Below are 12979 nucleotides of genomic sequence, written 5' to 3' on the forward strand. Positions count from 1 at the left end.
CGCGTAAAGTGAATCTGTGAAGTATCCGGCCCCCAGCTTACGCCAGGCCGGGCGAAAGGGTACAGGCGCAGATTCCGAGTTTATGGCCATATCAGATGTCATCCCGCCGGCATCGTCCTGGAAAAGCGTGCCACAATCATGTCCATGTTGAAAGTCGTCCTTGTCACCGGCATCTCAGGCTCAGGCAAATCCGTCGCGCTCCGGATGCTCGAGGATTCCAGCTACACCTGCGTCGACAACCTGCCCGTCCGGTTCCTGACCGAGTTCATCGCCAACGCCCGCGATGACGGCATGGAGCGGGTAGCCGTCGCCATCGACGTCCGCTCCCCCGGCGAACTGGCCGAACTGCCCGACGTGGTCACCGCGCTGCGCGCCATGGGCACCAGCCTGCGCGTGGTCTTCCTGGACGCCAGCACGGCGACGCTGGTGCAGCGCTACTCCGAATCCCGGCGCCGCCACCCGCTGACCGACCGCCTGCAGCGCGGCGGCACCGCCCCCTCGCTCACCGATTGCATCGCCCTTGAACGGGAACTGCTGGCGCCGCTGCGCGAGCAGGAGCACGTCATCGACACCTCGGACCTGACGCCCGGCCAGTTGCGCGCCTGGATCCGCGACCTGATCAAGGCCGACCGCGCGCCGCTGGTGCTGACCTTCGAATCGTTCGCCTACAAGCGCGGCGTGCCCGGCGACGCCGATCTGGTGTTCGACGTGCGCTGCCTGCCCAACCCGCACTACGACCGCAACCTGCGCCCGCTGACGGGCCGCGACGAGCCCGTGGCCACGTGGCTGGCCGGGTACGAGAAGGTGGGCCAGATGATCGACGACATCGCCGGCTTCCTGAACCGCTGGCTGCCGCAATACACGCAAGACACCCGCAACTACCTGACAGTCGCCATCGGCTGCACCGGCGGCCAGCACCGCTCGGTCTATGTGGTCGAACAACTGGCGCTGCGCTTTGCCGACCACGACCCGCTGCTGGTGCGCCATCGCACCCAACTGCCCGACGAATCCGCATGACCCTGTCCCGTCCGCTCCACCTGATCCTGATGTTGCTGCTGGCCATTGCCGTGGCCGGCTGTTCTTCCACCGGCGGGCGCAAGAAAGGCGGCGGCTACTACAAGGACGATGGGCCGGACGCCAACCCGCCGTCGAATCTGGACCAGGTGCCGGACGCGGTGCCCCGGATCGAACCCTACGCCAGCGGCGCGAACCGGCCATACGTGGTGTTCGGCCAGCGCTATGTGCCCGACACCAGCGGCCAGCCCTACAAAAAGCGCGGCATCGCGTCCTGGTACGGCAAGAAGTTCCACGGCAATTCCACGTCCATCGGCGAGTCCTACGACATGTACGCCATGACGGCCGCCCACACCACGCTGCCGATTCCCAGCTATGCGCGGGTCACCAGCCTGGTCAACGGCAAGACCATCGTCGTGCGGGTGAACGACCGCGGGCCGTTCCATAGCGACCGGATCATGGACCTGTCCTATGTCGCGGCCTACAAGCTGGGCATCATCGGCCCGGGCAGCGGGCAGGTGGTCGTGGAAGCCATCCCGCAAGACGAGATCCGCCGCCTGGCCTCGCAGGGCGCGCCCGCCGCGCCCGCGCCGGAGCCGGCATCGGCGACCGGCTCCACGCCGGTCCTGGCGCCCGCGGCCGCCGTGCCCGTGGCGCTGCTGGCAGAGCCGCCGACCGCGCCCGCGCCCGGCTCCGCGCCGGTTCGCCAAATGCCGGCCGGCGCCGCCGGCAGCATCTATCTGCAGGTGGGCGCGTTCAGCCAGCCCGCCAACGCGCAGTCGCTGGTCAGCCGTATCAACACGCAATTGGGCGCGGAAGGCGCGCCCCCGGCATCCGTCGAACAAGCCAACAACCTGTACCGCGTCAGGATCGGGCCCTACCCCGACCGGCAAAGCGCCTTGAACGCCGTGCCGATGGTCTCGGACCGGATCGGCATCCTGCCCAGCATCGCCTCGCAGTAAAGAACTGCGCCCGCCGCAAGGCGGCCCGGCCTACCAGGGCAGTTCGGCCTGGCCATCGCAAACGCGGCGCGCGCGCGGGTTGCGGCTGAGGTAGCGGTTGCCTTCGTGCGCCAGCAGCGCCTGCTTGCGCGGCAGCCCGCCGCCGAAGCCGGTCAGCGAAGTATCGGCGCCGATCACGCGGTGGCAGGGAATGATGATGATGATCGGATTGCGGCCGACGGCGCCGCCCACCGCCTGGGCGCCCTTGGGCCGCCCCACCGTGCGCGCCATTTCGCCATAGCTGGTCAGCACACCGAAATCCAGCGCGCACAGCGCATGCCAGACCTCGTGCTGGAACGTGGTGCCCACGGGGTCCAGGGCGACGTCGAACGTGCGGCGCTTTCCGGCGAACCATTCGTCCAGTTCGCGGCGCGCCTGCTCCAGGATGGGATCGGATTCCGTGTGCGTCCAGCCCTCCGGGGACGGCAGCAGCGACTGGTCGGTAAACCAGGCGCCGCGCAAGCCCTTGGGGCTGGCGACCAGGCGCATCTCGCCCAGCGGCGTGGGCATGTCCCGGTAGGCGATCGGCTCGTGGGGATCGGCGGGCTTGTTCGACACGACCGTTGAATACACCATGTCTTATTCCAGCGGCTTCTTGCGGGCCAGGGCCCGGTTGTACAACACGTCGCGCGGCTGGCCGGTGACCTTGGCGGCGACGCGCGCGGCGTCGCGCACCGACAGCGACTCCAGCAGCGCGTCCAGCAAGACATCGGTGCGCGGGTCCGCGTCCTCGTCCTCTTCCTGCCCGGCCTGGGCATGCGCGATCAGCACGAATTCGCCTTGCTCGCGGTGCGAATCCCCCGCCAGCCAGGCCGCCCCGTCGCCCATCGCGAAGGTGGCGATCTCCTCGAAGCGCTTGGTCAGTTCGCGCGCCACGGTCAGCTGGCGGTCGGGCCCGCAGACTTCCAGCAAGTCCGCCAGGGTGGCCGCCAGCCGGTGCGGCGATTCGAACATCACGACCGGCGCGGGCAAGGCGCACCACTTGCGCAGCCAGCGCTGCCGGGCCACCGCCTTGGAAGGCGGAAAGCCCGCGAAGGCATAGGCGGGATTCTCATCCGTGGTGACGCCGCTGCCCATCAGGGCCGCGATCACCGCGCTGGGCCCGGGCACCGGCACCACCGCGAACCCCGCGGCACGCACCGCCCGCACCACGCGCGCGCCGGGGTCGCTGACCGCGGGCGCGCCCGCATCGGACACCAGCGCCACGGTCTGGCCCTGCGCCAGGCGCTCGCAGATGGCCTGGGCCGCCGCGGCCTCATTGTGGCGATGGGCGGCCATGAGCGGGGTAGTCACGCCCCAGGCGTCCAGCAGCGTGCGGCTGGCGCGCGTGTCTTCGGCGGCGATCACATCGGCGCGTTGCAGGGCATGCCAGGCCCGCAGCCCCAGATCGCCCAGATTGCCGATCGGCGTTGCCACGACGTACAGCGTCGAGACGGGCCAATGCTGCCCCGCCACGCGTTCGGAAACGCGGGACCAGGCATCGCCGGCAGGCGGAGGTGAGACGTTTTGATTCATTGCAGCCTACTGACACGGAAAACCATGTCAGTGTAGCCGCCTATGCCCGCTGCTTTCGGAACCCCCATGACGGATGACACCTTGCGCCTGGCCTGCGAACTGGCGCTGGCCGCCCGGCGCCGCGCCAACAAGCGGCGGCGGCGCGCAAGCCGCGCCGTGGCCGCCGACCGCCCCCCTCCCCGGCGTTCGCCCGCGCAGCGCCGCGGCGACCAGCACGAAGCGGCCGCGCTGCGCCTGCTGCTGGCCCAAGGCTTGACGCTGCTGGCGCGCAACCTGTGGTGCCGCGCGGGCGAGATCGACCTGGCCATGCGCGACGGCGACACGCTGGTCTTCGTCGAGGTCCGGGCGCGCGCCCGGACCCGCTTCGGCGGCGCCGCCGCCAGCATCGGCCGCGAAAAACAGGCCCGGCTGGCCCGCGCCGCGGCGCATTGGCTGCCGGAACTGGCAAGGCGGCACTGGCGCGGCACCCTGCCCGCCGCCCGGTTCGACGCTGTCGTCTTCGACGCCGGCCAGCCCCAATGGCTGCGCGGGGCGTTCTGGCTGCCCTGACCTGGCCGCCCCCGTAACGCCCCGCCGCAGCCTCGTTACGCATGGACAGAACAGCAGCCCTGCCCCGTGAGATAATCGCGCCCATGGATATGACCTCTCGTATGACGTCGCACTTTCGCGACGCCATGGCTGCGTGCGAACAAAGTATGAACGTCCTGGCCGAACCGCTGGCAGTGGCGGTGGACGTACTATTCGGCGCCCTGGCAAACAACGGCAAGATTCTGGCTTGCGGCAATGGCGGCTCGGCCGCCGATGCGCAGCATTTCATCGCCGAACTGGTGGGCCGCTTCGAGCGCGAACGCCTGCCCCTGGCCGGCATCGCGCTCAATACCGACACCTCGATCCTCACGGCGGTCGGCAACGATTACGGCTTTGACGAGATCTATGAGCGGCAGGTCAACGCCTTCGGCCAGGCCGGCGACGTGCTTGTGGCCATTTCCACCAGCGGCAATTCCCCCAACGTGGTCCGCGCCATGGAAGCCGCCAGCGCGCGCGAAATGCACGTGCTGGCCCTGACCGGCAAGGGCGGCGGGGTCATGGGGGAACTCATTACGCCCATGGACGTCCATCTATGTGTTCCCAGCGATCGCACCATGCGCATCCAGGAAGTCCACATTCTGCTGCTGCACGCGCTGTGCGACGGCATAGACGCTCTTCTGCTTGGAGACACCGAATGATTTCTGACGTCAGAACCGCAGTCCGCCCGTTGATGCTCGCCGCCGCGCTATCCACCGCGGCGCTCTCGCTGTCGGCCTGCGCGCCCCTGATCGTGGGCGGCGCCGCCGCCACCACGGCGGTCGTCGTGACGGATCGCCGCACGTCCGGCGTCCAGCTCGAAGACCAGAACATGGCGTTCAAGGCGCAAAGCCAGATCTCGCAGAAGCTGGGCGACACCGCCCGCGTCAACGCGATGGCCTACGGCGGCCACCTGCTGCTGACCGGCGACGTGCCGACCGAGGAAGCCAAGAGCCAGGCCACCGCCATCGCCCAGGGCATCGAGAACGTCAAACAGGTCATCAACCAATTGAACGTGGGTCCCATCGCCTCGTTCGGCGTGCGCTCCAACGACACCTGGCTCACCTCCAAGGTCAAGACCGCGCTGATCAATACCAAGTACGTGCCCTCCGGCACCATCGCGCTGACGACCGACCGCAGCGTCGTCTACCTGATGGGCAAGGTCACGCAGGCCGAAGGCGAATACGCCGCCAACGCCACCGCGGATGTCGGCGGCGTGGCCAAGGTGGTCAAGCTGTTCGAGACCATCAGCCGCGAAGAAGCCATCCGGCTGTCGGGCAGCGGCTCCAAGTCCAACTCCACGGAAACCAAGGCGCCCATCGAAAGCGGCGCCGGCGCGGCAAGCGACAGCGCGTCCGGCACGAGCGGCGGCGTAGAGGCCATGCCCATCAAATGAAGAAAGCCATCGTAGCCCTGGCCGTCCTGGTGGCGGTCGGCATCGGCGCCTGGTTCGTCCTGCGCCCCGCCCAGACCGCCCCCGACGTCACCTTCACCACCCTGGAAGGCAAGACCTTCTCCATGCAGGATCTGCGCGGCAAGGTCGTGCTGGTCAAATTCTGGGCAACCAGCTGCGTCACCTGCGTCAAGCAGATGCCGGACACGATCTCGGCCTACAAGGAATACGCAGGCAAGGGATACGAGGCGATCGCGGTCGCCATGAATTACGACCCCCCGAACTTCGTGCTGAACTTCGCCGAAACGCGCAAGCTGCCGTTTCCCGTCGCGCTCGATACCAAGGGCGAGATCGCCCGCGCCTTCGGCGACATCCGCCTCACGCCCACCGCCTTCCTGATCGACAAACAGGGACGCATAATCAAGCGCTATCTGGGCGAATACGACAAGGCTGAGTTCCACGCGACCGTGGAAAAGGCCCTGGCAGCAGGCTAACCCGCCGGCACGCCGCCCAAAGACCGCCCGGCAGGGCGGTTTTTTTCGCCCCGCCAAAAACAAACCGCCCGGTCAACGGGCGGTTCGCGGGGGGCAGTATCGGACCTGGCGTCAGAAAGCCGGAATCACCGCGCCCTTGTACTTTTCCTGGATGAACTTCTTCACCTCGGGCGTGTGCAGCGCATTGACCAGCTTCTTGATGCCAGGCGCGTCCTTGTTGTCGCTGCGGGTCACCAGGATGTTGGCGTACGGCGAATCGGCGCCCTCGATGAACAGCGCGTCCTTGGTCGGGACCAGGCCAGCTTCCAGCGCGTAGTTCGTGTTGATCAGCGCCAGGTCCACGTCATCCAGCGAGCGCGGCAGCATCGCGGCTTCCAGTTCGCGGAACTTCAGCTTCTTGGGGTTCTCGACCACGTCCGCGGCGGTGGCCAGAATGTTGGACGGGTCCTTCAGCTTGAGCACGCCCTGCTTTTGCAGCAGCACGAGCGCCCGGCCGCCATTGGAGGGATCGTTGGGGATCGCCACCGTGGCGCCGTCCTTGAGTTCGGACAGGCTCTTGATCTTCTTGGAGTAGCCGCCGAACGGCTCGACGTGGACCAGGGCAACCGGCACCAGCGTGGCCTTGCGGTCCTTGTTGAAGGAGTCCAGATAGGGCTTGTGCTGGAAGAAATTGGCGTCCAGCTGCTTGTCGGCCAGCTGCAGGTTCGGCTGCACGTAGTCGCTGAACACCTTGATGTCGAGCTCCACGCCGTCCTTGGCGAGTTGGGGCTTGACCACTTCCAGGATCTCGGCGTGCGGGACTTGCGTGGCGCCCACCACCACTTTCTCAGCATGGGCAGCGTTGGCCGCCACCAGGAAGGCCGACGCCGCCAGGGCGGAACGGACGAAGTTCAAACGCATGTCTTGCCTCTTTTATAGGTAAAAAAAACAGGGATCGATGCCCCGCCGGTGCGGATTCGCCCCCTTTTGCGGAGCGCTCCGTTGCGAAAACGCCCCCAATTTACCTGAATGCCGGTTATTTGTCGGGCATATGAACATGGGTTTAAAGCATAAGAAACGCGTGGGTACTACAATCCGTCGTATGCTTGCGCTACCGCGTCCCGAACGCGTTTTTGTGCAGGCATTTTTTTACCGCCCATCAACTTACTGACTACTTATTTGCCGACTTAGCTGCCATGACCGACACCCCCGACCCTGCCGCCGTTTCGTCTCCTGCTGTAAAAGCCGCTGTGCTGTCTGAAGCACTGCCGTATATCCGACGATTTCACGGCAAGACCATCGTGGTCAAGTACGGCGGCAACGCCATGACGGAAGAACGCCTGCAGCGCAGCTTCGCGCACGATGTCGTGCTGCTCAAGCTGGTCGGACTGAATCCGGTGGTGGTCCACGGCGGCGGTCCGCAGATCGACGACGCGCTGCGCCGCATCGGCAAGCAGGGCACCTTCATCCAGGGCATGCGCGTCACCGACGCCGAAACCATGGAAGTGGTGGAATGGGTGCTCGGCGGCCAGGTCCAGCAGGACATCGTCATGATGATCAACGAGGTCGGCGGCAAGGCCGTGGGCCTGACCGGCAAGGACGGCGGACTGATCCAGGCCCAGAAGAAACTGATGGCCAACAAGGACAATCCCGCCGAACCGATCGACATCGGCTTCGTCGGCGACATCACCATGGTCGAGCCGGCCGTGGTGAAGGCGCTGCAGGACGACCAGTTCATCCCCGTCATCTCGCCCATCGGCTATGGCGAGGACGGCACGGCCTATAACATCAACGCCGACGTCGTCGCCGGCAAGATGGCCGAAGTGCTGGGCGCCGAAAAGCTGCTGATGCTGACCAACACCCCAGGCGTGCTCGACAAGGCCGGCAAGCTCCTGCGCAGCCTGTCGGCGCAGACCATCGACGAACTGTTCGCCGACGGCACGATCTCCGGCGGCATGCTGCCCAAGATCTCGTCGGCGCTGGACGCCGCCAAGAACGGCGTGAACTCGGTGCACATCGTCGACGGCCGCGTGCCGCACTGCCTGCTGCTGGAAATCCTCACCGACCAAGGCGTGGGCACGATGATCAGCTCGCACTGATGCGGGCGCAGCGTTGCCTGCTGCGGCCGGCGGTGCGCCTGCGCCGCTCCCGCCGCATCGCCACGGGCGTTTCCGAACGCCTGTGGCTGTTCGATCTCGACAACACGCTCCACGACACCTCGCACGCCATCTTCCCCAAGATCGACCACGGCATGACCATGGCCGTGGCCGAGGCGCTGAACGTCGACATCGACACGGCGAACCGCGTGCGCTCGCAGTACTGGAAGCGCTACGGCGCCACGATGATCGGCATGGTCCGGCATCACGGCGTGGACGCCCATGACTTCCTGCACCGCAGCCACGACTTCGACGTCAACCCGCTGGTGCGCTCGGAAAAGGCGCTGGCCTACAAGCTGCGGCAACTGCCCGGCCGCAAGGTGCTGCTGACCAATGCGCCGCTGCACTACGCCCGCGCCGTGCTTGCCCGCCTGGGCATCCTGCGCCAGTTCGACAGCCTGTGGGCCATTGAGCACATGCGGCTGCATGGCGAGTTCCGGCCCAAGCCCTCGCCCGCCCTCTTGCGCTACGTGCTGGCCCGCGAAGGCGTGCCGGCCCACCGCGCGGTGCTGGTGGAAGACACGCTGGCCAACCTGCGCGGCGCGCGCCAGGCGGGCTTGCGCACCGTCCATGTGTATCATCCCGGCACGCCCTTCGCTCGCGGCCGGTCCCATCGACCGGCATACGTGGACTTGCGGGTAAACTCCGTCAGTGATTTGTTGTTACGCCGGCGCCCCTTGCGGGGGTAGCGGCGCGCTCCTCCCCCCCTTCACCGTCAGCCTGCGCAGAGCAGACCCTTCCATGGCGAGCAAACCCGGCGAGCGCAAGACCCAGATTCTGCAGACCCTGGCCGAGATGCTGGAGCAGCCGCATGCGTCCCGCATCACGACGGCCGCCCTCGCCGCGCGCCTTGAGGTCTCGGAAGCCGCGCTTTACCGGCACTTCGCCAGCAAGGCGCAGATGTTCGAAGGGCTGATCGAGTTCATCGAGACCAGCATCTTCACGCTGGTGAACCAGATCGCCACCGCCGAACCCTACGGCCTGGTCCAGGCCCACAAGACCGTCGCCATGCTGCTGACCTTCTCGGAACGCAACAAGGGCATGACGCGGGTGCTGACGGGCGACGCGCTCGTCACGGAAGACAACCGGCTGCAGGAACGCATCAACCATATCAACGACCGGATCGAAGCGTCGCTGAAGCAGTCGCTGCGCATCGCCGTCACCGACGGCGGCCTGCCTCAGGAGGCCAACGTGGCCGCGCACGCCAGCCTGCTGACGCACCTGGTGCTGGGCCGCTGGCTGCGCTACGCCCAGAGCGGCTGGCGCGTCGCGCCCACGCTGCATCTGGACGAACAGCTGCGCCTGGCCCTGGGCTGAAGATGCCCATCATTCGCTGCATGGCGCGGGCGAATTAACGCCGGAACGCCCCCAAACCGCCCAGTCTCGGGCGCAATTGGTGTGCATCCATGCAACATTCCAAGGCTTGCGGCCCGGGCGGGGCGACGAGCATAATGCCCGAGATGGGTTTTCCACAAGCGCAAATCTCCACCGGCTTGACCTATATCAATACGGGTTTTCCTCAATGCCGTCACGATCATCCTGTAGCGTCGATACACCGTTTTGATTGATCCCGTGCTCGCGGGCGGTGTCTCGTCAGTTTGACCTCAACCGGAGAAGGATATGGCCGCGGAAACCGCAGTCCCTGCCTCGCAAGCCCCCAAGAAAGCCAAAATTCCCATCGGACTCGTCGCCGGCATCCTGGTGATGATCGGCGTGCTGATGATGCCTCTGCCCGCGGACCTGCCGGTCGCCGGCCACCGCATGCTGGCAATCCTGGCGTTCGCCGTGGTGGTCTGGATTACCGAAGCCGTGTCTTACGAAGCCAGCGCGATCATGATCACGACGCTGATGGCCTTCCTGCTGGGCACGGCTCCGACAATCAAAGACCCGCAAGTGCTCTACGGCACCTCGGCCGCGATCAGCATGGCGCTGACCGGCTTCGCAAACTCGGCGCTGGCGCTTGTCACCGGCGCCTTGTTCATTGCGGCGGCCATGACGTTCACCGGACTGGACCGGCGCATCGCGCTGGTGACGCTGACCAGGGTGGGCACCAGCACGCGCCGCATCCTGGTGGGATGCATCGCCGTGACGATCGTGCTGAGCCTGGTCGTGCCCAGCGCCACCGCGCGCAGCGCGGCCGTGGTGCCCATCATGATGGGCGTCATCGCGGCCTTCGGCGTGGACAAGCGTTCGAACATCGCCGCCGGCATCATGATCATCGTGGCGCAAGCCACGAGCATCTGGAACGTCGGCATCCAGACCGCCGCCGCGCAGAACCTGCTGACAGTGGGCTTCATGGAAAAGATGCTGGGCGAACGCGTGGCGTGGTCGGACTGGCTGATCGCCGGCGCCCCCTGGTCGCTGATCATGTCGGCCGTGCTGATCATCATCGTGCTCAAGATGCTGCCGCCGGAAAGCGACAGCATCGCCGGAGGCAAGGAAGCGGTCGAGAAGTCGCTGCTTGAACTGGGCCCCATGACGGGCGCGCAAAAGCGCCTGATGGCCGTGTCGGTCATGCTGCTGCTGTTCTGGTCGACCGAAGGCAAGCTGCACAAGTTCGACACCACCTCGACCACCTACTTCGGCCTGGTCCTGCTGATGCTGCCGCGCTTTGGCGTGATGACCTGGAAAGACGTGCAATCGCGCATCCCATGGGGCACCGTGATCGTGTTCGGCGTGGGCATCAGCCTGGGCACCGCATTGCTGACGACGCAGGCCGGCCAATGGCTGGGCAACCAGGTGGTGATGCATACCGGCCTGGACCACCTGGGACCGCTGGCCATCTTCGCCATCCTGGCGGCCTTCCTGATCATCATCCACCTGGGCTTTGCCAGCGCCACCGCGCTGACGTCGGCCATGCTTCCCATCCTGATCTCGGTGCTGGCCACCCTGCCGGGCGACTTCAGCCGCCTGGGCATGACGATGCTGCTGGGCTTCGTGGTGAGCTATGGCTTCATCCTGCCCATCAACGCGCCGCAGAACATGGTGTGCCTGGGCACGGAAACCTTCAACGCCAAGCAGTTCGCCAAGGTCGGCATCATCGTCACCATCGTGGGCTATCTGCTGATGCTGCTGATGGGCATGACCTACTGGCGCTGGCTCGGCTGGCTCTAAGGAGATCGCATCATGAGAATCACGATCGCCCAAGCCAACGAATACGGCCGCCGCGTGCTGATGGCGCAAGGCGTGCCCGAAGACATCGCCCGCGATGTAGCCGAGCACCTGGTCGAGTCCGACCGGGTCGGCTACACCAGCCACGGCCTGTCCATCCTGACGAACTACCGCCGCGTGCTGTCCGAGGGCCTGGCGCAGGCCGATGGCCGGCCCGAGCTGGTCAATGACCGGGGCGCCATGCTGGCCTACGACGGCCACCACGGCCTGGGCCAGTACGTCGGCAAGGTCGTCATCGAAAAAGCGATCGAACGCACGCAGGAGCACGGCCAGTGCATCCTGACCCTGCGCCACAGCCATCACCTGGGCCGCATGGGCCACTTCGGGGAAATGGTCGCGGCCAAGGGGCTGATCCTGCTGGCCTTCACCAACGTGATCAACCGCTCGCCGACCGTCGCCCCGTTCGGCGGCGCCCAGGCATGCCTGACCACGAACCCGCTGTGCTTCGCCGGCCCGCTGCCGGGCGGCCGCCCGCCCTTCATCGTGGACATGGCCACCAGCTCGATCGCCGTGAACAAGGCGCGGGTGCTGGCCGCCAAAGGCGAGCAGGCGCCGCCGGGATCGCTGATCGACGCCGACGGCAATCCCACGACGGACCCGAATGCCCTGTTCTCGGATCCTCCCGGCGCCCTGCTGCCGTTCGGCGGCCACAAGGGCTACGCGCTGGGCCTGGTGGCCGAGCTGCTGGCCGGCGTTCTTTCCGGCGGCGGCACGATCCAGCCCGAACATCCCCGCATCGGCGTGGCAACGAACAACATGTTCGCGCTGCTGCTGGATCCGCAGGTGGACTTCAATACGGATTGGCGGACGATGGAGGTGGGCGCTTTCATCGACTACCTGCATGCCTGCAAGCCGCAGCCTGGTGTTGAAGGGGTGCAGTATCCGGGCGAATACGAGGCCCGGAATCGGGCGGTCAATGCGGACTCGGTCGAGTTCGACAGCCGGATTTGGGATGGCTTGACGAAGCTGGCGGTGGACCTTGGGGTGCCTGAGGCTTTGCCTTGACGCTTTAGGGTTTGTGTTTTCGTGGGCGTTCTTGTTGGGTTCTCAAGACGCCTGGCGGGCCGGGGCTTTGGCGATGTCCTGCGATGGATGATGCCGAGCAGAATAGGTGTCTGACACCCATGAAACGGCGGCTCAAGTTGGAGATCGTCTCACACGGGTGTCAGACACCGGCAGAGCAGTGACAGGCCCAGAATTTTCGGCCTGCCACAAATCGCCATTTCAACTCCAATGCCCGATGGGCGGCGCGCGCGTACAGGTCTACAGGCGTAAGCGGCTCGCACAGAATAGGTGTCTGACACCCATGAGACGGCGGCTCAAGTTGGAGATCGTCTCACACGGGTGTCAGACACCGGCAGACCGGCAGAGCAGTGACAGGCCCAGAATTTTCTGGCCCGCCACCAATCGCCATTTCAACTCCAATGCCCGATGGGCGGCGCGCGCGTACAGGTCTACAGGCGTAAGCGGCTCGCACAGAATAGGTGTCTGACACCCATGAGACGGCGGCTCAAGTTGGAGATCGTCTCACACGGGTGTCAGACACCGGCAGACCGGCAGAGCAGTGACAGGCCCAGAATTTTCTGGCCCGCCACCAATCGCCATTTCAACTCCAATGCCCGATGGGCGGCGCGCGCGTACAGGTCTACAGGCGTAAGCGGCTCGCACAGAATAGGTGTCTGACACCCATGA

At 66.1% G+C, this 12979-nt stretch carries 14 protein-coding genes; 11 read left to right on the forward strand and 3 right to left on the reverse strand.

The window, feature by feature from the left end; all coding sequences use genetic code 11:
- Positions 1–144 precede the first annotated feature (144 nt).
- Together rapZ and ACFWP0_RS00575 are read left to right on the forward strand one after the other, a co-directional pair.
- Entirely contained in the window at positions 145–1017 is an 873-nt protein-coding gene (gene rapZ / locus ACFWP0_RS00570) for an RNase adapter RapZ (RefSeq protein ID WP_377839627.1), read from the forward strand.
- Entirely contained in the window at positions 1014–1976 is a 963-nt protein-coding gene (locus ACFWP0_RS00575) for a septal ring lytic transglycosylase RlpA family protein (RefSeq protein ID WP_377839008.1), read from the forward strand. Before rapZ ends, ACFWP0_RS00575 begins: the two co-directional genes overlap by 4 nt.
- A gap of 30 nt (positions 1977–2006) precedes the next feature.
- On the opposite strand, the gene ACFWP0_RS00580 is transcribed toward ACFWP0_RS00575, so the two are convergent.
- Complete coding sequence (locus tag ACFWP0_RS00580) at positions 2007–2591, reverse strand: methylated-DNA--[protein]-cysteine S-methyltransferase (RefSeq protein ID WP_377839009.1); 585 nt, start codon at positions 2589–2591, stop codon at positions 2007–2009.
- Between the two features lie 3 nt (positions 2592–2594).
- Positions 2595–3530, reverse strand: coding sequence for a 16S rRNA (cytidine(1402)-2'-O)-methyltransferase (rsmI, locus tag ACFWP0_RS00585; RefSeq protein WP_377839011.1), 936 nt, complete (start codon positions 3528–3530; stop codon positions 2595–2597).
- Positions 3531–3596: 66 nt separating this feature from the next.
- Here rsmI and ACFWP0_RS00590 point away from each other — a divergent pair, with 66 nt between their 5' ends.
- The 4 genes from ACFWP0_RS00590 (at position 3597) to ACFWP0_RS00605 (ending at position 5981) form a co-directional block, all read left to right on the forward strand.
- Positions 3597–4079: a YraN family protein gene (locus tag ACFWP0_RS00590; RefSeq protein WP_377839012.1), complete on the forward strand. Its 483-nt coding sequence runs from the start codon at positions 3597–3599 to the stop codon at positions 4077–4079.
- A gap of 83 nt (positions 4080–4162) precedes the next feature.
- A complete protein-coding gene (locus ACFWP0_RS00595; RefSeq protein ID WP_013396736.1) occupies positions 4163–4756 on the forward strand; it encodes a phosphoheptose isomerase in 594 nt (197 codons plus the stop codon).
- Positions 4753–5490, forward strand: coding sequence for a BON domain-containing protein (locus tag ACFWP0_RS00600; RefSeq protein ID WP_377839013.1), 738 nt, complete (start codon positions 4753–4755; stop codon positions 5488–5490). The genes ACFWP0_RS00595 and ACFWP0_RS00600 overlap by 4 nt, the downstream gene beginning before the upstream one ends.
- Entirely contained in the window at positions 5487–5981 is a 495-nt protein-coding gene (locus ACFWP0_RS00605; RefSeq protein WP_377839015.1) for a peroxiredoxin family protein, read from the forward strand. Before ACFWP0_RS00600 ends, ACFWP0_RS00605 begins: the two co-directional genes overlap by 4 nt.
- A gap of 111 nt (positions 5982–6092) precedes the next feature.
- On the opposite strand, the gene ACFWP0_RS00610 is transcribed toward ACFWP0_RS00605, so the two are convergent.
- Entirely contained in the window at positions 6093–6881 is a 789-nt protein-coding gene (locus tag ACFWP0_RS00610) for a MetQ/NlpA family ABC transporter substrate-binding protein (protein ID WP_377839016.1), read from the reverse strand.
- A gap of 275 nt (positions 6882–7156) precedes the next feature.
- Here ACFWP0_RS00610 and argB point away from each other — a divergent pair, with 275 nt between their 5' ends.
- The 5 genes from argB to ACFWP0_RS00635 all read left to right on the forward strand — a co-directional run bounded on the left by argB (position 7157) and on the right by ACFWP0_RS00635 (position 12292).
- Positions 7157–8059: an acetylglutamate kinase gene (gene argB, locus ACFWP0_RS00615; RefSeq protein WP_057285706.1), complete on the forward strand. Its 903-nt coding sequence runs from the start codon at positions 7157–7159 to the stop codon at positions 8057–8059.
- Entirely contained in the window at positions 8059–8805 is a 747-nt protein-coding gene (locus ACFWP0_RS00620; protein WP_377839018.1) for a pyrimidine 5'-nucleotidase, read from the forward strand. Before argB ends, ACFWP0_RS00620 begins: the two co-directional genes overlap by 1 nt.
- A 52-nt stretch (positions 8806–8857) precedes the next feature.
- Positions 8858–9433 carry a nucleoid occlusion factor SlmA gene (slmA, locus tag ACFWP0_RS00625; RefSeq protein WP_377839019.1) on the forward strand — a complete coding sequence of 192 codons (576 nt, stop codon included), beginning with the start codon at positions 8858–8860 and terminating at the stop codon, positions 9431–9433.
- A gap of 303 nt (positions 9434–9736) precedes the next feature.
- Complete coding sequence (locus ACFWP0_RS00630) at positions 9737–11230, forward strand: DASS family sodium-coupled anion symporter (RefSeq protein WP_377839021.1); 1494 nt, start codon at positions 9737–9739, stop codon at positions 11228–11230.
- 12 nt (positions 11231–11242) lie between these two features.
- Positions 11243–12292 carry an Ldh family oxidoreductase gene (locus ACFWP0_RS00635; protein ID WP_377839022.1) on the forward strand — a complete coding sequence of 350 codons (1050 nt, stop codon included), beginning with the start codon at positions 11243–11245 and terminating at the stop codon, positions 12290–12292.
- Positions 12293–12979: the final 687 nt, after the last annotated feature.

Origin of the sequence: Achromobacter sp. NPDC058515 (assembly GCF_042721735.1) — a bacterium.
GTDB lineage: Bacteria > Pseudomonadota > Gammaproteobacteria > Burkholderiales > Burkholderiaceae_B > Achromobacter.